Annotated in this window: 22 protein-coding genes; 6 read left to right on the top strand and 16 right to left on the bottom strand. The window is 63.0% G+C overall.

Annotated features, from left to right (window positions below; genetic code table 11):
* Positions 1-55: 55 nt before the first annotated feature.
* The 4 genes from KWO_RS20850 to KWO_RS20835 are packed head-to-tail and all read right to left on the bottom strand — an operon-like array spanning position 56 to position 4794.
* The gene (locus KWO_RS20850; RefSeq protein ID WP_010379726.1) at positions 56-721 is read right to left on the bottom strand and encodes a DUF2894 domain-containing protein; all 666 of its coding nucleotides are present in this window, start codon (positions 719-721) and stop codon (positions 56-58) included.
* Positions 718-1392: an OmpA family protein gene (locus KWO_RS20845; RefSeq protein ID WP_010365357.1), complete on the bottom strand. Its 675-nt coding sequence runs from the start codon at positions 1390-1392 to the stop codon at positions 718-720. Before KWO_RS20845 ends, KWO_RS20850 begins: the two co-directional genes overlap by 4 nt.
* Entirely contained in the window at positions 1389-4046 is a 2658-nt protein-coding gene (locus tag KWO_RS20840; protein ID WP_026112429.1) for a DUF802 domain-containing protein, read from the bottom strand. Before KWO_RS20840 ends, KWO_RS20845 begins: the two co-directional genes overlap by 4 nt.
* Positions 4047-4056: 10 nt before the next feature.
* The gene (locus KWO_RS20835) at positions 4057-4794 is read right to left on the bottom strand and encodes a DUF3348 domain-containing protein (protein ID WP_017112847.1); all 738 of its coding nucleotides are present in this window, start codon (positions 4792-4794) and stop codon (positions 4057-4059) included.
* 336 nt (positions 4795-5130) lie between these two features.
* On the opposite strand from KWO_RS20835, the gene KWO_RS20830 reads away from it, so the two are divergent.
* Positions 5131-5343 carry a hypothetical protein gene (locus KWO_RS20830; RefSeq protein ID WP_010365364.1) on the top strand — a complete coding sequence of 71 codons (213 nt, stop codon included), beginning with the start codon at positions 5131-5133 and terminating at the stop codon, positions 5341-5343.
* 436 nt (positions 5344-5779) lie between these two features.
* Here the strand turns inward: KWO_RS20830 and KWO_RS20825 are convergent, their stop codons facing one another.
* Positions 5780-6001 carry a hypothetical protein gene (locus KWO_RS20825; RefSeq protein WP_010365365.1) on the bottom strand — a complete coding sequence of 74 codons (222 nt, stop codon included), beginning with the start codon at positions 5999-6001 and terminating at the stop codon, positions 5780-5782.
* Positions 6002-6010: 9 nt separating this feature from the next.
* Positions 6011-6361 (bottom strand): YkgJ family cysteine cluster protein, encoded by a 351-nt coding sequence (locus KWO_RS20820; protein WP_010365366.1) that lies wholly within the window; start codon positions 6359-6361, stop codon positions 6011-6013.
* 363 nt (positions 6362-6724) lie between these two features.
* Between KWO_RS20820 and KWO_RS22710 the strand changes: the two genes are divergently transcribed.
* Positions 6725-6892 carry a hypothetical protein gene (locus KWO_RS22710; protein WP_010379730.1) on the top strand — a complete coding sequence of 56 codons (168 nt, stop codon included), beginning with the start codon at positions 6725-6727 and terminating at the stop codon, positions 6890-6892.
* A gap of 88 nt (positions 6893-6980) precedes the next feature.
* Here the strand turns inward: KWO_RS22710 and KWO_RS20815 are convergent, their stop codons facing one another.
* Positions 6981-8144, bottom strand: a complete 1164-nt coding sequence (locus KWO_RS20815; RefSeq protein ID WP_010365368.1) for a zinc-dependent alcohol dehydrogenase — start codon at positions 8142-8144, stop codon at positions 6981-6983.
* Between the two features lie 269 nt (positions 8145-8413).
* On the opposite strand from KWO_RS20815, the gene KWO_RS20810 reads away from it, so the two are divergent.
* Positions 8414-9037: a DUF4142 domain-containing protein gene (locus KWO_RS20810; protein WP_010365370.1), complete on the top strand. Its 624-nt coding sequence runs from the start codon at positions 8414-8416 to the stop codon at positions 9035-9037.
* Between the two features lie 82 nt (positions 9038-9119).
* Positions 9120-9302, top strand: a complete 183-nt coding sequence (locus KWO_RS20805) for a DUF3606 domain-containing protein (RefSeq protein WP_010379731.1) — start codon at positions 9120-9122, stop codon at positions 9300-9302.
* A gap of 196 nt (positions 9303-9498) precedes the next feature.
* Here the strand turns inward: KWO_RS20805 and KWO_RS20800 are convergent, their stop codons facing one another.
* From KWO_RS20800 to KWO_RS20770, 6 genes are all read right to left on the bottom strand, one after another.
* Positions 9499-11274: an ABC transporter ATP-binding protein gene (locus KWO_RS20800; RefSeq protein ID WP_017113607.1), complete on the bottom strand. Its 1776-nt coding sequence runs from the start codon at positions 11272-11274 to the stop codon at positions 9499-9501.
* Positions 11271-12422 carry a glycoside hydrolase family 1 protein gene (locus tag KWO_RS20795; RefSeq protein ID WP_010365376.1) on the bottom strand — a complete coding sequence of 384 codons (1152 nt, stop codon included), beginning with the start codon at positions 12420-12422 and terminating at the stop codon, positions 11271-11273. The genes KWO_RS20800 and KWO_RS20795 overlap by 4 nt, the downstream gene beginning before the upstream one ends.
* Positions 12423-12512: 90 nt before the next feature.
* Entirely contained in the window at positions 12513-13700 is a 1188-nt protein-coding gene (gene glf / locus KWO_RS20790; RefSeq protein WP_010365377.1) for a UDP-galactopyranose mutase, read from the bottom strand.
* Entirely contained in the window at positions 13697-14881 is a 1185-nt protein-coding gene (locus tag KWO_RS20785; RefSeq protein WP_010379733.1) for a glycosyltransferase family 1 protein, read from the bottom strand. Before KWO_RS20785 ends, glf begins: the two co-directional genes overlap by 4 nt.
* Positions 14882-14914: 33 nt before the next feature.
* Complete coding sequence (gene galE, locus KWO_RS20780; RefSeq protein ID WP_338142014.1) at positions 14915-16150, bottom strand: UDP-glucose 4-epimerase GalE; 1236 nt, start codon at positions 16148-16150, stop codon at positions 14915-14917.
* Between the two features lie 370 nt (positions 16151-16520).
* Positions 16521-17387, bottom strand: a complete 867-nt coding sequence (locus KWO_RS20770; RefSeq protein ID WP_010379735.1) for an SDR family oxidoreductase — start codon at positions 17385-17387, stop codon at positions 16521-16523.
* A gap of 228 nt (positions 17388-17615) precedes the next feature.
* On the opposite strand from KWO_RS20770, the gene KWO_RS20765 reads away from it, so the two are divergent.
* Both KWO_RS20765 and KWO_RS20760 read left to right on the top strand, forming a co-directional pair.
* Entirely contained in the window at positions 17616-18257 is a 642-nt protein-coding gene (locus tag KWO_RS20765) for a DUF6766 family protein (RefSeq protein WP_010379736.1), read from the top strand.
* Positions 18258-18428: 171 nt separating this feature from the next.
* Positions 18429-18614: a hypothetical protein gene (locus KWO_RS20760; protein ID WP_010365383.1), complete on the top strand. Its 186-nt coding sequence runs from the start codon at positions 18429-18431 to the stop codon at positions 18612-18614.
* A gap of 112 nt (positions 18615-18726) precedes the next feature.
* Here the strand turns inward: KWO_RS20760 and cydB are convergent, their stop codons facing one another.
* The 3 genes from cydB to KWO_RS20745 form a co-directional block, all read right to left on the bottom strand.
* Positions 18727-19749 carry a cytochrome d ubiquinol oxidase subunit II gene (gene cydB / locus KWO_RS20755; RefSeq protein ID WP_010365384.1) on the bottom strand — a complete coding sequence of 341 codons (1023 nt, stop codon included), beginning with the start codon at positions 19747-19749 and terminating at the stop codon, positions 18727-18729.
* Positions 19740-21149 (bottom strand): cytochrome ubiquinol oxidase subunit I, encoded by a 1410-nt coding sequence (locus KWO_RS20750; RefSeq protein ID WP_010365385.1) that lies wholly within the window; start codon positions 21147-21149, stop codon positions 19740-19742. Before KWO_RS20750 ends, cydB begins: the two co-directional genes overlap by 10 nt.
* A gap of 300 nt (positions 21150-21449) precedes the next feature.
* Positions 21450-21731 carry a hypothetical protein gene (locus KWO_RS20745; RefSeq protein WP_010379738.1) on the bottom strand — a complete coding sequence of 94 codons (282 nt, stop codon included), beginning with the start codon at positions 21729-21731 and terminating at the stop codon, positions 21450-21452.
* Positions 21732-22137: the final 406 nt, after the last annotated feature.

Below are 22137 nucleotides of genomic sequence, written 5' to 3'. Positions count from 1 at the left end.
TCAACACCGGTTCTGTGTGAGCCCGCCCGACAAGCAGCATGCTTGATCTGCCGCTCTAACCGCGCCGCTTCGACGGGCTCTTGCTGCGTTTTTTGCCCGGCGTCACCGGTGTGGTCTCTTCGTTGGCCAACGCGCCGCCGGTGTGCAGCTGTTCCAGCCACGACAACGCGTCCACGTAGCCCAGAAAATGCTGCAAATAGCCCGGCGAACACTCACGCATCAGCGTGATGCAGCGGTGCACCAATACGTTGGAATTGAGTGGGCCTGCGTCCTTGGGCGCATCCTGCAGCGATTGCCGCACCTGGCTGGCGGTACGCACGGTGGTCCAGGTGCGACGAAAGTCGTCCAGCGCCGGCAACTCCGGAAACAGCATGGCATCTGCGCTGGCGGTCTTGCGGCTGTCCACTTCCATCAATGCCGCATGGCCGGCCATCTGTCCGGTGAGTGCACCCAATGCGCTGGACTGCGACGACCCTGGCGTTGACGCCGCCGCCGCACCTCTGCCAACAGGGCGACGCGTTGCCTGCTTCAGCGCTGTCGCATAATCGTCGACTAAGGCGCCGAGCTTGTGTTCCAGCACCTCACGCACCGCATCGGCCTGCGCATCAGCACGCGCCGCCAAGGATTTCATCAGATGGAAGCGCACCGGATCCAACTGATCGGCGCCCTGGCTGCGCCAGCGCTCCAACTGCATGCGCGCGGAGAGTGCCGGCTTGCTCATCGCGGTGCAGCGGTCGCTGTGGGCTGGGTCGATGCGCCTTTGCGCGACGATGATGGACGCGCAATCGGCGCGATTTCCACGCGGCGGTTCTTTGCGCGGCGGGCTTCGTCGGCGTTGGAATCCACCGGTTGCTGCGAGCCGAAGGCGGCCGCAAACACAGATGATGCTGGTACGCCTTCGGCGATCAACGCGCGCGTCACCGTGAGTGCGCGTTGCGCGGACAATTCCCAGTTGTCGGCGTAGCGACGGTTGCCGCCCAGCACCGGGCGGTCGTCGGTAAAACCGCTGACCATCAGGATCTCTTCGCGCGCCCGCAGGTACTGCGCCAAGGGCGCTGCGAGCGACTTCAACACCTCGCGTCCTTCCGGCTGCAATTCATCGGAATTGAACGCAAACAGCACATTGCCGCGAATACCGATACGGCCATCGACCAGGGTCACGCGTCCGGCAGCCAGCGGTGCGGCCAGTGCCTGTTCCAGCGTCTGGCGACGTTGCGCTTCGGCCTGACGTTGTTTCACCTCTGCATCCAGGCGGCTGGACAGCTGCAACTGCACGCCGATCACGCCGACCAGGATCAGCACGAACGCGCCCAGCAAGACCGACATCAGGTCGCCGAATGCCGCCCAGATGGGAGTGCCCAGTTCGCCGTCGTTTTCGATCTCGTCGCTCATGCCGTTTCTGCTTGGCCGGGTTCGCTACGCCCGCGATCGAGCTGGCGCAGTTCTTCGATGATCTGCTTCTGCGACAGCATGCTGAGATCGACCACTTCGCGTGCCTGCGCCACGTAGTAGGCAAGCTGATCGTCGCTGCGTGCCAGCGAGGCGTCCAGTGCGGTGGCGACATGCTGCAGACGTTCGTTGAGCTCGCTGGTGGTGCCGCTGAACAACTGCACCGCCATGCCGAAGGCTTCGCCCAGGCTGGCCACTTCCACCGCGCTGCCGCTGACATGCGCGGCCACCGCGCCGAGCTTGCCGGTTTCGCTGCCGATCTGTTCGGTGAGCTGGTTGCCCACGCGCTGCAGCAGGTCTGCCGAGGTGGTGACCAAGGCATCCACCGCTTCGCGTTGTTCGGTGGAGGCGTGATTGACCGCGTTGAGCAAGGTGTCCAGGGTCGCAAGCAGCTTGCTGCGTTCTTCCAGCATCGCGGTGTCGCGCACCATGCTGTCGGACAGGTTTTGGCGCAGCTCGGCGACGACGTCGGCTGCGGCCTTGGGCGCTTCGGAGGCGATCTGCATCAGGCGCGACACTTCGGTGATGGTCGCGCTGGCCTGCGCCTGCGCCTGCGTTGAAAGCGCGCTGGCGGTGCTGGCCAGGGTGTCGCAGATGGCTTGCTGTTGCTGGGCGACGCGCTCGCCGGTCTGTTCCCACTGCGTGGTTAGGGCCGTGCTCATTGCGCCGAAGCGCTCGCTCCACAACGCAAGACGTTCGGTGTCGCGCGCTTCCAATGCCGCTTGCAGGTCGGTATGCGATTGCTGCAAGGTGCCGACCAGGGCCGCCGCATGCGCGTCGAAACTGGCAGTGGCCGCGGCCAGTGCACTGTGGTGCTGGCTGGACAAGGTCGCGCTGGCCTGTTGTTGCTGGGCCAATGCATCGCTCCACGCGCTGGCGGTGTCGCTGCTGGATTGCTGCATACGTTGCCAGACCGCATCCACCAACGCGGCGGAACGTGCTTCGAAGGTGCTGGCGAATTGCGTGAGCGTGCCCTGCAACTCTTGCGTGAGCGCGTGATTGGCGCGCTGCTGTTCGGCCACCGCGGCCGTCCAGGTGGCCGCGGCCGTGGCGGTGCTGGTTTCGAAACCGCTGCTCAACCCATCCAACTGCTGCTGCACGGCCTGCTGCACGCCTTGGTGCAATGCACTGGTCTGCTGCGCTAGTTGCTTGAGGGTGGCGTGCAATTGCGTGCCGAGCGCTTCGGTGGCGCGTTGCTGTTCGGCAAGCACGGCGGCCCAGGTGTCGGCGTTGGCCGCGGTGCTGCGGGCAAAGCCATCGTTGAGTGCGCTCAATTGCTGCTGCACGGCCTGGTTGACGCTGTCCTGCATGGCAATGCTGCGCTGGTCGATGTGTTCCAGCGTGCCCTGCAACTGCTCGGTCAACGTGTGGTGCGTACGCTCCTGCGCGGCCGACGCCACCTGCCAGTGTTCGGCGGCCGTGCGTGCGCTCTGCTCGATGGCTGCACTGACCCCGTGCAGCTGCTGCTGCACGGCGGTGCTCACGCTTTCCTGCAAGGCAATATTGTGCCCGGCAATCTGTTCCAGCGTGGTTTGCAGGTGCGCGTTGTAGGTCTGCTGGGCGCGCTCCTGCGCAGCCAGCACGGTGCTCCAGTGCTCGGCCGCAGTGCTGGCGCTGGTTTGGAAGCCATGGGTAATGCCGTCCAGCTGTTGCTGCACGGCTTGGGTGACGTGCGTCTGCAATGCCGCGGTATCGCGCGCGATGTTGGCCATGGTGACCTCCATCGCCGGCTGCAAGGCTGCACCGACGGCGCGTGCGCTTTCGGCGACACCGGCTTGCAGCGATTGCTCCATTGCGGTGGCCAGCCGCGCGTACGCCGCTTCGCTTTTTGCATGGAAGTCGGCCTGCTGTGCGGCCAAGCGTTGGTCGGCGGCAATGCTGTGCTGCTCGATGTTGTGCATCAGCGCCTGCAGCCGGTCGATCAAGCCCGGCATCAAGGCGCTTTGCTGCTGCTGCAACTTGAACGCTTCGCCGCGTTGATGCGCATCCGAATGTGGATGCAGTTCGGAGGCGATCTTCAGATCCAGCCGCTGCACCGCCTGCAGGCGCTCGCGCCGGCACAATGCCGACAACAGCCCCAGCATGGCCGATGTCGCCACGCCGGCAATCGAGGTGCCGAACGCAAACGCCAGGCCTTCTACCGGGGCGGCGAGTGAGCCGCGAATGGCCTGCAGGTCCGTGGCGCTCTGCAATGCAAAGCCGGTGCCCTTGAGCGTGGCCATCATGCCGAGCAGCGTGCCGAGCATGCCGAGCAACACCAGCAAACCGACCAGGTACGGCGTCAGCACCGGTGCCGGCAACGCAACGCGCTCGCCTTTGATGCGCAGACGCACTGCATTGCGCAGGCCGGGGTGTATGGCTTGCAGCCAATCGCTCAGGGCGGAGGGCGCCGTGGTCAGCCCATCGACTGCCGCTTCCAACGTCGCAGTGGCCTGGCGGTAACGATATAGCTCCAGCGCGCCGGCCACATAACAGGCGCCGATGACCGCCGCGATGCAGGCGCCCAGCGGGTTGGAGCCGAGATAACCGATGCCGACCCAGCAAACCGCCAACAGGCCGACGAGAAACACACACACGTGTACGAGAGTTCTGAACATGACGTCCCAGTTAGCGGGTACGAAGCGCTGCAAGCAGGCCTTCGATCGGGTGAAAACGAACATCCAGTTCGGCGAGCAACACGCTCTGCATGTCTTTGCGAAAGACATCCAGCCAGCCATCGGACACCGCGCGTGGGGCGGCATCGTCATCGGCTGGCGGTTGGTGCGCATGCGCGGCATGGCGCAGGCGTTCGAAATGCGCGCCGAGCAGGCCCGGCACGGTGTTCAGCAAGCTCTGCTCGCGCGGGCTCAGGGTGAGCTCCATCACCGCATCCACTTCGGCCAGCCGCGCCATGTCGGTAGAGACAAGGGCAAGCAGATCACGCAGGCGCCCACGCAGATCGCCGGTGGCGGTGCGCATGGCGCGTTGCATGGCCAGGTAATGCTGGCGGAACGGCGCATAGTCGGGCAAAGCGAGGGGTGCGTCTGTGAGTGCGGCATTGCGGGTCTCGGCATGCACGCGCACAACCAGCGCGTCCAACTCGGCCACGCTGCTGGTGGCTAGCCCGTTGCGCACGCGTGCGCACGCCTCCGCATCGAGCGGGCGCAGTTGGGGCAGGTCGTCGGTGTCTGGCAGCTTGCCGTCCAGCGCCTTGGAGACAGCAACCGCGCGCGTCCAGTCGATCCACTGGCTCAGCCGATCGGCCAGTGCGTGGTTGGACTGGGCAATGTGCGCATCACTGAGACGAGCAAGCAGGCGAATGAACGCCGGGCCCGACAAGGGCGCCCGTGGAGAAACTTTCGCCATTCTTCCGTTCAAAAACCCGGCATTTTACACGGGAATGCGCACAGCTCTGCGCGTTACTCGGGAGTTGCCAACGAACCGCAGGGCCTATCTGTGCTGGCATTCAGCCGGGTTGGTGTGGGCTGCAGGCCGGCATGTGGCGGCCTGCTTTATCTGCGCGAAGCTCAGGCGGCCCCGAGGCAGTAACGCAAGCAGCCCCAACCAGAGTTCGGCATGCCAAGTGCTCGTGGAGCTACGTAACCAATTCAGGTTCAGATGGCCTGCTGTCTGGCTGACCCGGTTCTGTAAGGTGAACGGGTATAAGCTGCGGGCCGGGGAAATCCCCAACGAGGTGACACAATGGACTGCTCCGACATACAGGTGTCCGATCTGCTGGTCTTGGAGCTGCAAGGGTTCCACGATGCCTATGGCAGTGGGCCGGACTTCTGGGACGCGTATCAACGCATCATGGGCATCGCGGCGCAGGCCGGCGGCAACATGATCGCACTGGCCAACGAAATGGCCTCTCTGGCACAAAGGCTTGGTGCGACCAAGCGAGCAGAACTGCTGTAACCGTCGATTGCCTCGCGAGGGGCAATGCTGCGCGGGGGGGCATGATCTTTGAGTGCTGAGTGCTGAGTGCTGAGTGCTGAGTGCTGCCGTAGCGGCCTGCGCGTGCAGGTACCTGCAAGCGTGACGCAGATCAGTCGCTGCGTCGTCGCGTTGTTGTGGTGATGGCTGCGCGTCTTGCACCGCGTCGGCGATCGCGGCCAGGTGCGCGATCGCGCCCGTGATGCATCTGGCAACGGAGTAGGTGACGCGTTGCATCGATCTGGATGCGGCGGCGTGCGGGACAGGCGGCGCCAACGTTCCTGCAATGCAGGCATTCAATTCGGTGATCAGCGCACTACACAGTGCGGTGCAATCCCTGCTGTCGCCCAGCAGGTGTTGTGCTGCAGCTGGTGCAGCTGAAGCGACAGGCGCAAGACGCGTGCTGCCGCTGTGCCGCTTACTCGGCGTCGGCTTCGACGGCCGGTTTGACTGCAGCTGCGGGCGCAGATTCTGGCGCTCCGCGCTTCTTTTCGCGACGCAACGGTGTGTCGCCCAGGCGTTCGATTGCGCCACCGGATTGCTGAAACGCTTCCAGATCGGCAGCCAAACGCTGCTCGGACAAACGCGGCTTGCCTGGCTGATTACTGACGGTCATCGACTGGCGGCGGGAATTGTTCATCGCGAATCCTCATGCGTTGTAGAGCGTCAAAGGAATGCCCCGGCGGCGTTGGTCGTCGTAGGTGGCACGCACGTCGCGGCAATACGGGCCGGACATGACGAAACGGCGGCAGATGGCCGGCCGCGTCTCGTAGATCGAGCAACACATGCGCGCAGCGTCGATGGCCACGCACCAACCTTCCTCATCGCGCGCCATCACGTGCCAGCCTTGTGGCGTCACGCTGGTGAGATGGTGTGGGATGCGGTCGGATGGATCGACCATGACGGTGAGCCGGCAACAGACGGCGTCGCAGCGTTCGCAGAGATTCTTGATGGAAAAGGCCAGATAGAGTGAAGGCGACACCGGGTTCCGGCCGCCCATGCACCATACACCCTGAGCGCGTCAGGGTGTGAACCGACGCCGCGCAGCAGTGCCTGTGCTGCGCAAGTTGGAACGGTCCGCGCTGCTGGGAACCCGAATTTCCAGGCCATTGCTGTCCACCGCAAGCAGCTTGCCTGCGTGCGGCCTCACTTAGGTCGAAGCACAGGGCAGCCACGATGCACATCGTTTGTTCGAGATAGTCGTCTGGCTGTGCCGTATCTGGCCGCAATGCGTCGCCACTGCTGTTGCACCGCGTGTGGTGCACCACGTTGCCTTTGTCGTTGAGGTGCGAAGACGATTTTCATCTGGGTCAACGCAGCACGCCGTAACGTGGTCATTCGTATCACGCATCAGGAAAGCGCCATGAGTACGTCCAACCAGATTCCATCCGCGCACGATCAAGCCAACGCTCAGGACCAGGCGCAGCACGACAAGAACAAGCAGGACGCACTGCAAGACGAAGCGGTCGAAGAAACCTTTCCGGCCAGCGACCCCGTATCACCGTTCGTGCCGGCCAAACCGCTGGATTGAGCCTGTTCGGCAGCGCTCAACCGCAGCACAAAAAAACGCAGACGGCGCGGTCGATCACCGCGCCGTCTGCGATTGCACCTCCGCGCGCTTACGGCGTGAGCACCACCTTGCGGCAATCGTCCTGTTTCTTGTCGAATAGTTCGTAGCCCCGCGCTGCGTCAGCCAGCGGCATGCGGTGCGAAATAATCGAGCTCGGCTTGAGCTGACCATTGCCGATGCATTCCAGCAGATGCGGCATATGCTTCTGCACATGCGTCTGGCCCATCTTGAAGGTCAGCCCCTTGTCGAATGCATCTCCGAACATGAAGGCGTGGATGAAACCGGCATACACGCCCGGCACGCTCACCACGCCGCAGCGACGGGTCGCGGCAATGCACTGCCGAATCGCCACGCCGCTGCTGCCTTCCAGCTTTAGGTTGGTCAATGCAGTTTCGATCGCGCTGCCTTCAGCCTCAAAGCCGACTGCCTCAATGCTGGCATCCACACCCCGGCCATCGGTCTGCGAGACGATGACATCAGCCGGGTCGTCGACTTCGTCGAAATTGATCGGAATCACGCCACAGGTCTTGGACGCAAAGTCGAGCCGATACGCATGCCGGTCGACCATGAAAATGCGTTCGGCACCCAACATGCGGCAACACGCTGCGGCCATCAGGCCGACCGGTCCGGCACCGAAGATTGCAACGGTGGAACCTTGTTTAACGCCTGCATCGACGACGGCTTGATACCCGGTCGGCAAGATGTCGGACAGGAACAGCACCTGCTCGTCGTGCAACGCATCCGGCACCACCAGTGGGCCGACATTGGCCTTAGGTACGCGCACGTATTCGGCTTGACCACCGGACAAACCACCGTACAAATGGCTGAAACCGAACAGCGCTGCCGGCGGGCGCATGTCCTTGTGATTCAGCGCGGCACCCTTGCCGGTATTGGTGGTTTCGCACGCCGAATATTCTTGCAGCACGCAATGGAAACAGCGCCCGCACGCGACCACGAACGGAATCACCACACGGTCGCCTGGCTTGACCGCGGTGACATCCGGCCCCACCTCTTCGACGATGCCCATGAATTCGTGGCCGAGGATATCGCCTGGGCGCAGGTCGGGAATCTTGCCGTGATACAGGTGCAGGTCCGAACCGCAGATGGCGGTGGCGGTAACACGCAGGATCAGGTCGTCGCGTTCGACCAATAACGGATCGGGCACGTTTTCGACCCGCACATCGCGTGAGCCGTGGTAGTTGAGGGCAAGCATGGCTGTCTCCTGGGGGGACCGTGAGTCACGGCGACACCGTGCAGTGTTGGCGCGGCCGTGTTAAGGCGGTCAGCACGGTGCGTGGGCGTGGTGTGGACGCGCTTGATCGCCGACGCCGTGTTGATGCGCAGGTCACGTTTGGATAACTCCAGCGCTCGCAGGCTGGTTCAACGTGCTGGAACGCAGGCACACAACTCGTGCGACCCATGCGAACCCGACAATCAACGGCCGCCAAGCGCGACAAAAAGCGCAATTAACAGGAGACAGTAATGGGACTTTTCAAGATGGTGACCGCAGGCGCGGTGGGCTACGTGGCGTACAAGGCCTGGCAGCGTCGTCAGGGTCAAGCGAGCGACGCACAAAACGAGCAAGGTACCCAGCGGGATGCGCCCGTTGCCCTCGGTGCCACACCGCCGCACGGCGACCCGTTGCGCGACAGCGTGGGCGATGCCCGCGACCGCAAGCAGGCGCTTGGTGCGCTAGCCGTGTTTAACGAAAACGAGCGCACGCTTGCACAGCTGGCGGTGGTGAAAGGTGTGGAAGGCGAGGTGCTGGATTTCGCGCGCAAGATGGACGAAGCCCATAGTGCAGCGCTGACCGACCTCAGCCGTTTTGCGCCGGACCGTCATGGCACGCTTGGTCAGGCAGCCTCGGCAGGCGCCGAAGGCGCACGCAAGCGTCTGCAGGACCTGTACGGGCAGCAATTCGAATTACAGTATCTGCAGGCCAGCGTGGATAGCCACGAACAGGCGCTGGCCCTGCTCGACACGCAACTGAGCAGCGAGCCAGGCTCCAGCGATCTGGGCAAGGAACTGCAGCGTGCACGCGAGACCATTGCCGAGCATCTGGAACACGCCAAGGCGCTACGTGCCAAGCAGGGCCAGCCGCACTGATTGCGCCTCGCTTTCCACGCAGCACCGCATTTACCTAGCGGTTGCGCAGCTGTCTTGTCATTGCTCTACATTGGAGATCGCCATGGGCGAACCACAGGACGCAGATCGTCAACCCACCGACATGCATAACGTGAGCATCAACGAGGAATGGGAGCTGCAGTATTGGGCGCGCGAACTGGGGATGTCCGAAGATGATCTCAAGCGCGCGGTGCAGGAGATCGGCAATGTGACCACCAAGCTGCGTGACTACCGGCCACCGCACTGAATATGTAGTGCGGAAACTGAAACAGGCAGCGAAAGCTGCCTGTTTTTTGTTGCGAAGGGTGTGGCGGAAAGTTGCGGTGTTACACCATCAGCGGTGTCTCTCACGCACTGCATGCTCCGTACGCCGCATGCGGTGCCTGCGTCATCACACGTCACACGCTACCCAAAAGACACCGCAACTCCCGCTCTGCGCCACCTCACAGCGCCTCCGGCGCCGTCTCGAACCCCGCAGCCTGGCGCTGCCACAAACCGTCGAATACACCGCCGCGGCCGCGCAACTCTGCGGGGCTACCGTCTTCGACCACGCGACCTTCCTGTAGCACCACGATGCGATCGAAGCCGATCACCGTGGACAGGCGATGGGCAACCGCCAACACGGTACGGTCGCGCATCAGATGGTCCAGCGCGGCCTGGATTTCCGCTTCCGATTCGGTATCCAGTGCCGAGGTGGCTTCATCCAGAATCAGGATCGGCGCGTCCTTGAGGAAGGCGCGCGCAATGCCCAGCCGCTGCCGCTGGCCACCCGACAACATCACACCGCGCTCGCCCACCTGGGTGTCGTAGCCTTCGGGTAATTGCCGGATGAAGCCATCGCAGAACGCATGCCGTGCTGCGTCGTGCACATCCGCATCGCTGGCATCAGGACGGCCATAGCGGATGTTGTCACCGATGCTGCGGTTGAACAGCGCGGTTTCCTGCGGCACCACTGCAATCTTCTCGCGCAAACTGTCCTGGCTGACGCTGCGGATGTCTTGCCCGTCGATTAGAACGCGCCCGGATTCCACATCGTCCAGGCGCTGGATCAGTGCAATCAAGGTGGACTTGCCGGCACCGGACGGCCCCACGATGCCCACCTTCTGGCCGGCCGGAATATGCAGGTTCAACCCCTCCAGTACTGCAGCGCGCTCCGGATAGGCGAAGCACACCTCTTCGAAACGCACATCGCCTTCGGCCAACGCCAGCGGCGCGTTCGCATCGACGATGGCGTGCGGTTGCAAAATGATCTGCAAGGTGTCTGCAATGGCGCCCAGCTGCTGGGTGGTGTCCACCAAGGTCAGCGCCAGGTCGCGCGAGCCATGCAGGATGCGGAAGGTCAGCGCGCTCACCAGCACCACATCGCCCGCACTCACCGCACCGGAGCGCCACATGCTGATCGCCCACAGCAGCATGCCGCCGGCCATCAGCGACAGGCAGATGTCGTGAATCACGCGGGCCTTTTCTACATACATCCAGCTGCGTCGATGGGCGACCGCCTCGTGGCCGATCTGTTCGGCCAGGCGCGCGCTTTCGCGATCGCGCGCGGCGAACGCCTTGATCGTCCACACATTGGAGACCGCATCGACCAGCTCGCCGCCCACGCGCGCAGCTTGTGCGGCAAAGCGTTGATGCTTGGCCCGGCCGCGGATGCCGAAGCTGGTGATGATGGCGGCCACAATCCCGATCAAGCCCACCAGCGTGGCGGCCATGCGCCAGTCCACCGTCAACAGCAGCACGATGGCGCCGATGAAATCCACGATGGGCGGCACGATCTTCCACGCCAAGCCGCCGAAGATCTGCCCGGCAGCGCTGCCAAGCGCGGTGATGCGATTGCCCAACGCACCGGCAAAATGCTCGGTGAAATAGCGCATCGGGTGGCCGGTGAGATGGCGCAACAGATCCACCCGGATATCCACCACGCTGGCGATCACCGTGCGGCAGCCCAACCAGCCGCCCAGCCGCCACAGCAGGTTTTCCACTGCGATCAAACTGATGAACAAGCCCAGCGGCAGCCACACGTTTGCCTGGCTGCGTTGATCGGTGGCCATGGCGTCCACCAGCATTTTCATGCCGTATTGCACGGACACCGCGCAGCCGGCTGCACCCACGATCAACAACAGCAGGCCGCTGAAATGCCAGGGGCGTTGGCCAATGTAATGCCAGAGAAAGCGCGCCGGCGTGTCCGGCAATAATTCGGAGTGGGTGGACGTACTCACGTGGTGATGTCGGCCAGCGCGAACTGCGGTGCACGCAGGCCGAAGCGCGCGTGCTCGCGCCGCAATTGTTCGGCCAGACCAGCATGCAGCGGTCGTTCGCCGTGGCCGTCCGCATAGCCGAGCAGGCCGGCGGGGCAGTGCCGGTCATTGTCCCAGCCCGGGTAATCCAGAACCGGATACAAACAGATCCCTTCCATCGCGACGCCGTGCTGCAGGGCCAGCGCGACCTCGCTGCCGACGTGATCAAGCCATGGCCCGCGTTGATCAGCTTCTGCACCGGTTTCGGACACGATCATCGGGCGGCGATAGCGCTGCCAGAACTCCTGCATGATGGTCGAAAACGGGCGGTGGTCGGGCGAGCTGCGCAGGATCGGCACGCCACCCAGGTACCACTGATTGTCCGAGTAATAGTTGAGGCCGATGATGTCCAGATATTCGGGCGCACCGCCCAACCCTGGCCATTGCTTGCCGCAGATCATGTCCCAGGCTTCGAACTGCGCCAGCCGCAGGCGCTCGGCTTCGCGGCGCGGGCCGGGCCGGTCGTTGGATGGCACCACATGGATCGCAGGGTCCACCTGCACGAAGCGTGCGCGCGGGTCCACCTGACGCACGGCATCGATCGCGGCGATGGTGGCGCGCACCAGCTGATGCTTGAGCTCGAAGCCGCGGCCACGTGCCATCGGATGCATGCGCGCCTGATCGCCGCCATTCCACGCCCAGAACGAGATCTCGTTGAGCGGCGCATAGAACGGCACCGCATCCGAGGCGTCCTTGACGCACTGCGCGGCGGCAGCGGCAAAGCGCGCGAAGCGGTCCACAAACTGCGGCGTCCAGATATCCACATCGTCCGGCCAGCCGTAATGGCACAGGTCCCAGATCACCTGGGTGCCGGCGCTGTTGGCCGCATGCAGCATCGGCAAGAAGCTGGACCAATCGTAATGCCCGGGGCGTTGTTCGATCAAATGCCAGCGCAGGCCATCGCGCGCGGTGCGCAGGCCGTGCGCTGACACCGCCGCATAGTCGTTCGCGGCCCAACGGTCGTGCTTGGTGCCGGCGATCAGATCGAGCCTGCGTCCGTCGCGGCGGCGGTGGGTCGAACACTCGAACCCCGCCATGAAAAAACTCTCGAATACTGTGGGGGTGTGCATCTGACATCCTGCTGCACGCGCCACTGCCGTAGCGGCGACGCGTCGATAACTGCCCTGCAGCGACGGTCCTGCAGGGCGGGGCGGGCGTGGTCAGACCGCCAGTGCGGCGCGACGCTGCTGTTCGGCGTCTTCGATGCGCTTGTACAAAGCCAATGCCTGACCGACTACCTGATCCATGTTGTAGTACTTGTACGTGCCTAGCCGGCCAAGAAACGTGACCTTGGGCGTCTCGGCCGCCAGGCGCTCGTAACGCCGATACAGCTCGGCATTCTCTGCGCGTGGAATCGGATAATACGGGTCGCCCTCGGCCGAAGGGTACTCGCGGGTCAGGCTGGTCTTGGGATGGTTCTGGCCGGTGAGGTGCTTGTATTCGGTGATGCGCGTGTAGGCCACCGCTTCGTCCGGATAATTGACGGTGGCCACCGCCTGGAAGTGTTCCTGGTCCAGCGTGCTGTGTTCGAACCTGAGCGAGCGGTACGGCAGCTTGCCGTAGCAGTAGTCGAAGTATTCGTCCACCGGCCCGCTATACACCAGTTGGTCGTACTCCAACTCGTCGCAAATTTCGCGGTAGTCGGTATTGAGCATCACCTTGATGTTGGGGTGATCGAGCATGCGTTCGAACATGCGCGTGTAGCCGTGCAGCGGCATCTGCTGGAAGGTGTCGGTGAAGTAGCGGTCGTCGTCGTTGGTGCGCGTTGGCACGCGTGAGGTCACCGACTTATCCAGCTGCGACGGATCCAGACCCCATTGCTTGCGCGTATAGCCGCGGAAGAAGGTTTCGTAGAGCTCGCGGCCCACCTGGTTGATCACCACGTCTTCGCTGGTCTGGATGTCGGCCACCGGTTCGGCGCGGCTGGCCAGAAATGCGGCCGCCTCTTCTTCGCTGGTGAGCTGCAGGCCATACAGAGTGTTCAACGTAGTCATGTTGATCGGGATCGGTACCTGCTGCTCGCCAACCTGCGCCAGCACGCGGTGCTCGTACGGGCGCCACTGTGTGAAGTTGGAGAGGTAATCCACGATGCGTTGCGCATTGGTGTGGAAGATGTGCGGACCATAGCGATGGATCAGCACGCCGGCATCGTCATGGAAGTCGTAGGCATTGCCACCGATATGCGGGCGACGGTCCACCACCAGCACGCGTTTGCCAAGGCCGGCGGCCAGCCGTTCGGCCAACACGCTGCCGGCAAACCCGGCGCCGACAATCAGATAATCGAAACCGCGCCGCGTGGTGTTGCCTGTGCGGCGGCTGGTGAGCGCAGTGGCGGCCGGCGGGGTCATTGCTTCCAAGAGAGTGTCTCCTTCATCAGGTCGTAGGTGTGGTCCCAGGACATATCGCCCAGCACGGCGTCGGCGCTGTCGAGCAGTTGCTCGCGGTCGGCACTGTCCTGCAGCGCGGCTTCGCAGGCGGCCACGAAGGCATCGGCGGTATCGGCGATGCGCACCACGCCGGTATCGCCATAGGTGCGCACTACGTCGTGGATCGGTGTGGACACCACCGGGCAACCGCCGGCCAGATACTCGGGCGTTTTGGTGGGGCTGATGAAGCGCGTGGAGGCATTCATCGCAAACGGCATCAATGCCACGTCCCAGCCGGACAGATAGCCGGGCAGTTCGTCGTAGGTCTTTCCGCCCAGGTAATGGATGTTGTCTGCCTGTGGCAGCTCGGAAGCATCGATCTTGACCACCGGGCCGATCATCACAAACTGCCATTGCGGCCGCTGCGCGGCAATCTCGCGCAGCAGGTCGATATCGAAGCGTTCGTCGATGACACCGTAGAAGCCCAGCCGTGGCCGCGCGATACCGCGCTGGTCATCCGGCTCCTGCTGCGGTGTACGTGCGGCGGCAAAATGCGCCACATCCACGCTGCTCGGGAATGCGTGCGCGTTGGCGTGCAATGCGCGCTTGGCTTCCCAGATACTATAGCCGCCGGTGAACACCACATCGGCGCGCTGCAGCAGTTCGCGCTCGCGTTGTACCAGCTCCGGCGGCGCGCCACGGAATGCCGACAGCTCGTCCATGCAGTCGTAGATAATCGTGCGCGCAGGCAGGTGCGCGCTGAAGCTCTGGCTCATCGGCGTGTAGTACCACAGCAACAAGTCGCGCACTCCCAGCTCGGCCAGGTAGCCATCCAGCAAGCGGCGTTTTACCTGCACGGCATCCTCACCCTCACACCCTGCAGGTAGACGCGGCACCAACACGTGCACACCGCGTTCCTCGCCGCGCACCTCCAGCCATGGCGTGGCCTCATCGCAGGCGATGGGCTCTTCCCAAAACAGCACGTTGGCATCGCGCGCAAAGCGCGACATCAGGTGTTGCGGGCGTTGATAGACAAAACTCCAGCGCAGATGCGACAGACACAACAGCGTGGGCCGTGCCGGATCGAACTGTGGCGTGCTGTCGGATGGAACGGCGCGGCGGGTCTTGCCGATCGCGTATTGGAACTCACCAGCCCAACTCATGGAATATCCTTGCAATAAAAGACGGGCCGCGCATCACGCGCGGGAGAGACTGTCGGCAACCACGAGCGTGCGTGCCGGTTCGCTGCGACGGCGTGTATCCGGGCTCGGCAACAGCCGGCGCGCCGGTGCGAGCAGCTCGCGCGCAATCTCGCGCTCGGGTGCGGCTGCCGGGGTGCGCTGGCGTGGCAAACGCGAGTCGGCATAGCCTTCCGGATGCATCGACTGCCAGCGCCAGGTATCGCGGCACATGCGGTCCAGGTCGTATTCGGCCTTCCAGCCCAGCACCCGGTTGGCCAGCGCGGTGCTGGCGAAATACACCGCCACATCGCCATCGCGGCGCGGCGCGATGCTCAATGGGATGCGTCGGCCGCTGGCGCGTGCAAATGCGGCCGCCACCTCGCGCACGCTGTAGCCGCGCCCGGTGCCCAGATTGACCACCAAGCCCTTGCGTTCGCGCTGCAGGTAATCGATGGCGTCCACATGCGCACGCGCCAGATCCATAACATGCAGATAGTCGCGCACCCCGGTACCGTCGTCGGTGGGGTAGTCGTCGCCGAAGACTTGCAGCGCATCGCGGCGCCCCACTGCAACCTGTGCAATGTAGGGCATTAGGTTGTTCGGCACGCCACGCGGATCTTCGCCCAGATACCCACTGGGGTGCGCGCCCACCGGGTTGAAGTAGCGCAGCAATGCGGCGTTGAATTCTGGCCATGCGGCGCTGAGGTCGCCGATCATTTCTTCCATCATCAACTTGGTACGCCCGTACGGATTAATCGCCTTCAACGGCGCGTTCTCTTCGATCGTGCTGCGGTTGGCGTCGCCATACACAGTGGCCGACGAACTGAACACCAGGTTGCAGAATTTGGCGGTACGCATCGCGCGCAGCAACGCCAGCGTGCCGGTGACATTGTTGTTGAAGTACAGCAGCGGCTCGCGGACCGATTCGCCCACTGCTTTGAGCGCGGCAAAATGCAGTACTGCGTCGATACGCTTGGTGATCATTAAGTCGGCAAGCTCAGGCGCACGGACATCCAAGCAATGAAACTCCGGGCGGTACCCCATCAGGTGCTGCAGATGGTCGAGCACGCGCTCGGACGAATTGCTCAAATTATCGACAATGCACACCTCATGCCACGCCGCGCCAGTTCCACGCAGGTGTGTGAGCCGATATAGCCGGTACCGCCAGTGACCAAAATTCTCATGGTTGTTCTGCCTTATAGAGGCGCTGCTGCGCTGGCCTGCCAATGGCGCGGATGCACCACTTCGCATGCGTCGATGCGTGTCGGGTGATGTCGTCGTGCCAGCAGTGCGTTCGCAGCCGCGCCACGGATGCGTGGTGGGCAGCACTGTTGCGAAGAGGGTCGTGCATCACGCTCCAACGCCACCTACGGTAGGTGGCGGACCGTGAGAGCAACCGCAGGAGTGGGTGTGTGCCACGCGAGCACAATGTTGACCGGAAACTCACCTGGGCTATGCGTTTTTGCGCCGCATTTCAGCGCGCCCGCGTCACCGCACAGACAAGCGAGCGCGCGTTGCGCTTGTGATCGCGGAGATCGCGCAGATGCGTAAAGAGATTGACGCAATAAAAAGCCCGCGTCGCTCAACAAGCGACGCGGGCCTTGGTGACAGCGCGAGGGCGTTACAGCGTGACCGCACCACCAGAGATCGTCAGCAAGGTGCCTGAGGTGTAACTGGCCGTATCAGCCGCCAGCATGACGTAAGCCGATGCCAGCTCGACCGGCTGACCGGGCCGCCCCATCGGCGTCTGCGCACCGAAGTTTTCCACCGATTCTTCGTCCATGCCAGAGGGAATAAATGGTGTCCAGATCGGGCCCGGTAGCACGGCATTGACGCGGATGTTCTTCTCTGCCAACACACCAGCCAGGCCAATGGTGAGGTTGGCCAGTGCGCCCTTGGTCGCTGCATAGGGCAGGATATTCGGCGTGGGTTTCTTCGACTGTACCGAGGCGGTGTTGATGATGGCGCCGCCGTCGGTCATCAACGGCACCGACAAGCGCACCAGGTTGAAGACCGCATGCACGTTGGTGTCGAAGGTCTTGCGCCACTCGTCCAGGGTAATGTCGTCGAAGCTTTCGAAGTATTTCTGGTAGCCGGCGTTATTGACCAAAATATCCAGCCCGCCCAAAGTGCTGTTGACCTTGTCGATCAACGCCGCTGCCTGGCTGGGGTCGCTGATGTCGCACCCAACGAGCAGCGCCTTGACGCCGGCCTTTTCGATCAATGCGCCAATGCGTGCCGCGTCTTCCTGCTCGTCGGGAAGAAAGGCAATCGCGACATCGGCGCCTTCGCGTGCATAGGCAAGGGCTACCGCAGCGCCAATGCCGCTATCGCCGCCGGTGATCAACGCGCGCTTGCCTTTCAGTTGGCCGTGGCCCACGTAGCTGTCTTCGCCATGGTCCGGGCGCGGATCCATCTTTTCGGTGCGGCCGGGAAAACTCTGCTGCTGCTGCTTGAACGGCGGGCGCGGGTAATTGGGTACAGGCATGGTCGTCTCCTGACGGTAGGGATCGTTGGTTGACCGCAAGTCTGGTCACTCAGGCGTAAACATCCGGGCTAAGCGATGTCGGCGTTGTGTGTGTTGCCTAGCGCGCCATACCCACTGCATTCACCTCATCGACGATGTCGTCGCACATAGAACAGGTCGGCTACACGCAAACTTCATGCGCTTTTGCCGAGGACGCTCGATACTGCGCGCTTGGTCAGGAGGTCATCCATGTTCTTGCGTCGTAATGGGCTGTCGTTGTGTCTGCTTGCGTTGACCGTGTTGTTTATTGGGTGTCAGATTTATACCGGATTGCACGCGTACAACGACGAGTTGCGCGAGCAAGGGCAACCGACGCTGCTGCTGTCTGCGTATCTGCACAGCCCGCATTTCATCTCTGCCCTGTTCGAGAATTGGGAGAGCGAATTCCTGCAGATGGACATGTACGTGTTGCTCACCGTGAAGTTGCGTCAGGTGGGCTCAGCCGAATCGCGTCCGCTTGATCCCGCTGAAGAGACGACTGAGATCAAGCCGGGAATCACCCCTTGGCCGGTGCGCGCGGGTGGAATATGGCGGCGTCTGTACGACCACTCGCTGGCGATCGCGTTCGGGGCGTTGTTCCTGATGAGCTTCGTGCTGCACCTGGTTGGGAGCTGGCGGCTGGAGCTGCTGGAGCGTGCGCAGAAAGGTTTGCCACCTATCACGATTTTCGAGCATTTTACCAGCGCATCGTTCTGGTTCGAATCGATGCAAAACTGGCAGAGCGAATTCCTGGCGGTGTTCTCGTTGGTGGTGTTGACCATCTGGTTGCGGCAAAAGGATTCGCCGCAGTCCAAGCCGGTAGAAGCGCCGCATTCGCAAACGGGCGGGTAGAGGGGCGATCAAGCCAACTGCGCAGCCGCGAAGCGGATGCGGCCGGGCATCCGCTCTTCAACGTAGGCCGACCATCAACACCTATGTTCACGCCATCACCCGGCTTCGTTCACCATGTTGCAATGCAGGCCTGACTAGCGTTGTGTCACCACGAATATGCAGGAGACGAGCATGGGCAACGAACCGAAAAAGCCCTGGGGCCCTGAAGACGACCAGAAGAAGCCGTTTACCCCGCAGGAGCGTCGCAATGAGGATGTCGAATGGAAGGTGCACGACATGCCTGACGAAGACCGTGACGTGAACAAGGCCGATCCCGAGCACGATTATGAGCGGCCGGATGGCTCGGAAAAACGCTGAAGCCCATGAGCAGCATTACTAGAGCGCCCGCAGATGCGGGCGCTGTCCGTCTGCATCACTGTATCTACAGGCGCATCGTATCTCGCACGCGTTTTGATATAGGCACCATCGCTTAGTGGTGATGGTGATAACCGACGTCGGCCGCGATCTTGCCGCGGAACACACGGTACGACCACACCGTATAGCCGAGCACCAGCGGCAGCAGCACCACCAGACCGACCATCGGGAAGATTTGCGACGACGGCGGCGATGCGGCCTGCCAGATGGTGTAGCTCGGCGGCACCAAATATGGCCACATGCCCAGCACCAAGCCGATAAAGCCCAGCACGAATATCGCCAGGGTCAGCAGGAACGGCGAGGCGTCGCTGCGCGAGCTGTCGCTGCTACGCCACAGCGCGAGCGCGACGACCGCGGTGATCAGCGGAATCGGCGACAGCCACCAGAAATTGCCGTGCTCGAACCAGCGCGCCATTACATGCGAACTCAAGAACGGCAGCCACGCGCTGACCAGCACCACGAAGGTCACCACCACACCCACCAGCGGTTTGGTCAGTTGCCGCGCCAACGTGTGGGTGCGGCCTTCGGTTTTGAGAATGAGCCAGGTGCTGCCGAGCAACGCATAGCCGAACACCAGCGCAGCACCGGTAAGCATGGTGAACGGACTGAACCAGCCGAACACACCGCCAATGTAGCGCCCGTTTTCCAGTGGCATGCCTTCCACCAGCGCGCCCAGGATGATGCCTTGTGCGAAAGCGGTCAGGATGGAGCCGGCAATGAACGACAATGTCCACAGCCGACGCGAGCGCTGCGCCTTGAAGCGGAATTCGAAGGCCACGCCGCGGAACACCAGCGCCATCACCATCAACAGCACCGGTAGATACAGGCCAGACAGAATCACCGCATATGCGGTCGGAAACGCAGCGAACAGACCAGCGCCGCCAAGCACCAGCCAGGTCTCGTTGCCGTCCCAGATGGGCGCAGCGGTATTCATCATCAAATCCACCTCCTGCTCGTCGCGCGCAAACGGTGCCAGCATGCCCAGCCCGAGCACGAAGCCGTCCAGCACCACGTACATCAGCACGCCGAAGCCGATCACGCCGAACCACACCACCGGCAACCAGTAACTCAGTTCCATGGCGTGTTCTCCTGTTCCAGTGATGTATCTGCCGCAGACAGGGGACGTGCCGGCGTGTGTTCGCCACCTGCCACATCCGGACCATCGCGGCTGGCTTGCGGCCCGGCGCGTACCAGCTTGGTCAGATAAAAGATGCCGAAGCCGAACACGAAGGCATAGCCCAAGACGTACATCAGCAGCGACACCGCCACCGTCACCGGCGACTGCGGGCCAACCGCATCGGCGGTGCGCAGCAGCCCGTACACCACCCATGGCTGGCGCCCGATCTCGGTGACGAACCAACCGGCCACCAATGCGATGAATCCGGCGGGCAGCATGACGTTCCAGGCCAGGATCAGCGGTTTGGCGTGCAGGCGCCCACGCCACCAGGCAATGGCCGAGATCCAGGCCAGCAACAGCATCGCCATGCCCAGGCCCACCATGATGCGGAAGGCGAAGAACACCGGCGCCACCGGCGGCCGTTGATCGCGCGGTACCGAGGTCAGCGGTGCGATGTCGCCATCGGCGCTATGGGTCAGGATCAGGCTGCCCAGGCGCGGGATGGCCACCTCGTAGTCGTTGCGCTCGGCCTCGGCGTTGGGCAATGCAAACACCACCAACGGCACGCCGGCGCCCTTGCTCTCGCTATGCCAGTGCGCCTCCATCGCAGCGACCTTGAGCGGCTGATGTTCCAGCGTGTTAAGCCCGTGCTGGTCGCCCACCAATATCTGGATCGGCAGCACGATGGCGGCAAATGCCACCGACAAGCGCAACATGCGTGCGCCGGCATCCAGGTGAAGCCCCTTGCGTAGGTAATACGCGCCGACGCCGCCAACTACGAAGCAGGTGGTGATGAACGAGCCCAACGCCATGTGCACCAGACGATACGGAAACGACGGGTTGAAGATGATCTGCATCCAGCTGACCGGCTGCACGATGCCGTTGAAGATCGCGTAGCCGCGCGGGGTGTGCAGCCAGCTGTTGGACGAGAGGATCCAGAACGTGGACACCAGCGTACCGATTGCCACCATGCAGGTCGCGAAAAAATGTAAGCGCTCCGACACGCGGCCCCAGCCAAACAGCATCACGCCCAAGAAGCTGGCTTCCAGAAAGAACGCAGTGAGCACCTCATAGCTCAGCAGCGGGCCGATCACGCTGCCGGCGATGCGGCTCAGCTCGGGCCAGTTGGCACCGAACTGAAACGCCATCACGATGCCGCTGACCACGCCCATGCCGAACGACACCGCAAAGATCCGCAGCCAGAAAAAGTACAGCCGCTTCCAGGCTTGGTCGTGGGTGCGCAGCCAGCGCCATTCCAAAAAGCTCAGCAGATTCGCCAGACCAATGGTGAAGGCCGGAAACAGCACATGGAAGGAAATGACGAATGCAAACTGGATACGGGATAGCAGCAGCGCTTCCACAAGTCTCTCCTAACGCCTGGCGGTGTGCGGCCCTGCCAGCACAGCGTCTGCGGCATGGGCACCAGCCGGGCGACGACAAGCGCAACTGGCGACAGTAGCGTGTGCGAGCAGGCGCAATTGGCAGCGAATGCTGTTCATCGCCTTGTGGCGCACACAGCAGGTGGCGACAAGCCTGCGCGCATCACGCGCGGAAAAGAGTGATCGAGCGCACCGTGCGCACCGGTGCCGCGCACCAGGCACATCCGGCAGTCGACGTAAGCGTGCACTGCGCTGATCAAGCGAACACAACCGTGGTCGGCATCACGCTCCGCGTAAATGGCGCAGGCAGCGCGGCGCCAGCCAATCTGCGAGCACGGCATTCATCGAACCCGGGGTGAGGCATAAAGCGTCGCGCACTGCCTTGATCGCTTCTGCGTCGCTCAAGTGGAGACGTGCGTTATACGCCGCGCAAACCGCGCGGATCGTGCCTTCCGGAATACCGTCGAAGGCGTGATAGCCAAGCTGACCACGGCGGTGCTCGCCGCGCCAGTAGTCCAGCTCCGTTTGCGCATCGGCCTGCACGGGCGCGGAGACTGCGTGCATAAGACACCTCGTTTCGCTGTAAGCGGCGAGTGTTGGTGGCCCCGCCGGAGAAGTGCGTGAGCGTGCTTTGCACGCTCTCTCCACAGTCAGTGCGTAGGCTGTGGGTAACCCAGCGGACCCGACGCGGTTTTCTGACGGGTTCATGCGGCGCCACGGCGGAGTCGGCTTACGTCAGCCCCGGCTGATATCCTGGCACCGATGCACACCCGCAAGCGAGCTGAACCAGCGCTTGACCAACACAGCACCTGCCCTCGGACTGGTGTGAGTGCCGCTGCAAACCTTGCACTCTTTGGCGTTTCGGCATTCTCGAGACGGCAACCGACCGCGACCATGACGCTTGGCACTAGCGCAATCGAGCGCTTCCATGCGTACTTCGCCCCCAGCCGTCACGGCGGGCTCGACTTGG

The sequence above is a fragment of the Xanthomonas vasicola pv. musacearum NCPPB 4379 genome (genome assembly GCF_000277895.2).
GTDB lineage: Bacteria > Pseudomonadota > Gammaproteobacteria > Xanthomonadales > Xanthomonadaceae > Xanthomonas > Xanthomonas vasicola.
This window is presented reverse-complemented; position numbering and strand designations above follow the sequence as displayed.

What these genes read in the sequence shown, in the direction of transcription:
- KWO_RS20795 (WP_010365376.1), bottom strand. Translation starts at nt 12,422, where the DNA reads ATGCACACCCCCACAGTATTCGAGAGTTTTTTCATGGCGGGGTTCGAG.
- KWO_RS20845 (WP_010365357.1), bottom strand. Translation starts at nt 1,392, where the DNA reads ATGAGCGACGAGATCGAAAACGACGGCGAACTGGGCACTCCCATCTGG.
- KWO_RS20785 (WP_010379733.1), bottom strand. Translation starts at nt 14,881, where the DNA reads ATGAGTTGGGCTGGTGAGTTCCAATACGCGATCGGCAAGACCCGCCGC.
- galE (WP_338142014.1), bottom strand. Translation starts at nt 16,150, where the DNA reads ATGCGAAGTGGTGCATCCGCGCCATTGGCAGGCCAGCGCAGCAGCGCC.
- cydB (WP_010365384.1), bottom strand. Translation starts at nt 19,749, where the DNA reads ATGGAACTGAGTTACTGGTTGCCGGTGGTGTGGTTCGGCGTGATCGGC.
- KWO_RS20770 (WP_010379735.1), bottom strand. Translation starts at nt 17,387, where the DNA reads ATGCCTGTACCCAATTACCCGCGCCCGCCGTTCAAGCAGCAGCAGCAG.
- KWO_RS20810 (WP_010365370.1), top strand. Translation starts at nt 8,414, where the DNA reads ATGGGACTTTTCAAGATGGTGACCGCAGGCGCGGTGGGCTACGTGGCG.
- KWO_RS20820 (WP_010365366.1), bottom strand. Translation starts at nt 6,361, where the DNA reads ATGGGCGGCCGGAACCCGGTGTCGCCTTCACTCTATCTGGCCTTTTCC.
- KWO_RS20760 (WP_010365383.1), top strand. Translation starts at nt 18,429, where the DNA reads ATGGGCAACGAACCGAAAAAGCCCTGGGGCCCTGAAGACGACCAGAAG.
- KWO_RS20850 (WP_010379726.1), bottom strand. Translation starts at nt 721, where the DNA reads ATGAGCAAGCCGGCACTCTCCGCGCGCATGCAGTTGGAGCGCTGGCGC.
- KWO_RS20840 (WP_026112429.1), bottom strand. Translation starts at nt 4,046, where the DNA reads ATGTTCAGAACTCTCGTACACGTGTGTGTGTTTCTCGTCGGCCTGTTG.
- KWO_RS20815 (WP_010365368.1), bottom strand. Translation starts at nt 8,144, where the DNA reads ATGCTTGCCCTCAACTACCACGGCTCACGCGATGTGCGGGTCGAAAAC.
- KWO_RS22710 (WP_010379730.1), top strand. Translation starts at nt 6,725, where the DNA reads ATGAGTACGTCCAACCAGATTCCATCCGCGCACGATCAAGCCAACGCT.
- KWO_RS20765 (WP_010379736.1), top strand. Translation starts at nt 17,616, where the DNA reads ATGTTCTTGCGTCGTAATGGGCTGTCGTTGTGTCTGCTTGCGTTGACC.
- KWO_RS20835 (WP_017112847.1), bottom strand. Translation starts at nt 4,794, where the DNA reads ATGGCGAAAGTTTCTCCACGGGCGCCCTTGTCGGGCCCGGCGTTCATT.
- glf (WP_010365377.1), bottom strand. Translation starts at nt 13,700, where the DNA reads ATGACCCCGCCGGCCGCCACTGCGCTCACCAGCCGCCGCACAGGCAAC.
- KWO_RS20830 (WP_010365364.1), top strand. Translation starts at nt 5,131, where the DNA reads ATGGACTGCTCCGACATACAGGTGTCCGATCTGCTGGTCTTGGAGCTG.
- KWO_RS20805 (WP_010379731.1), top strand. Translation starts at nt 9,120, where the DNA reads ATGGGCGAACCACAGGACGCAGATCGTCAACCCACCGACATGCATAAC.
- KWO_RS20825 (WP_010365365.1), bottom strand. Translation starts at nt 6,001, where the DNA reads ATGAACAATTCCCGCCGCCAGTCGATGACCGTCAGTAATCAGCCAGGC.
- KWO_RS20745 (WP_010379738.1), bottom strand. Translation starts at nt 21,731, where the DNA reads ATGCACGCAGTCTCCGCGCCCGTGCAGGCCGATGCGCAAACGGAGCTG.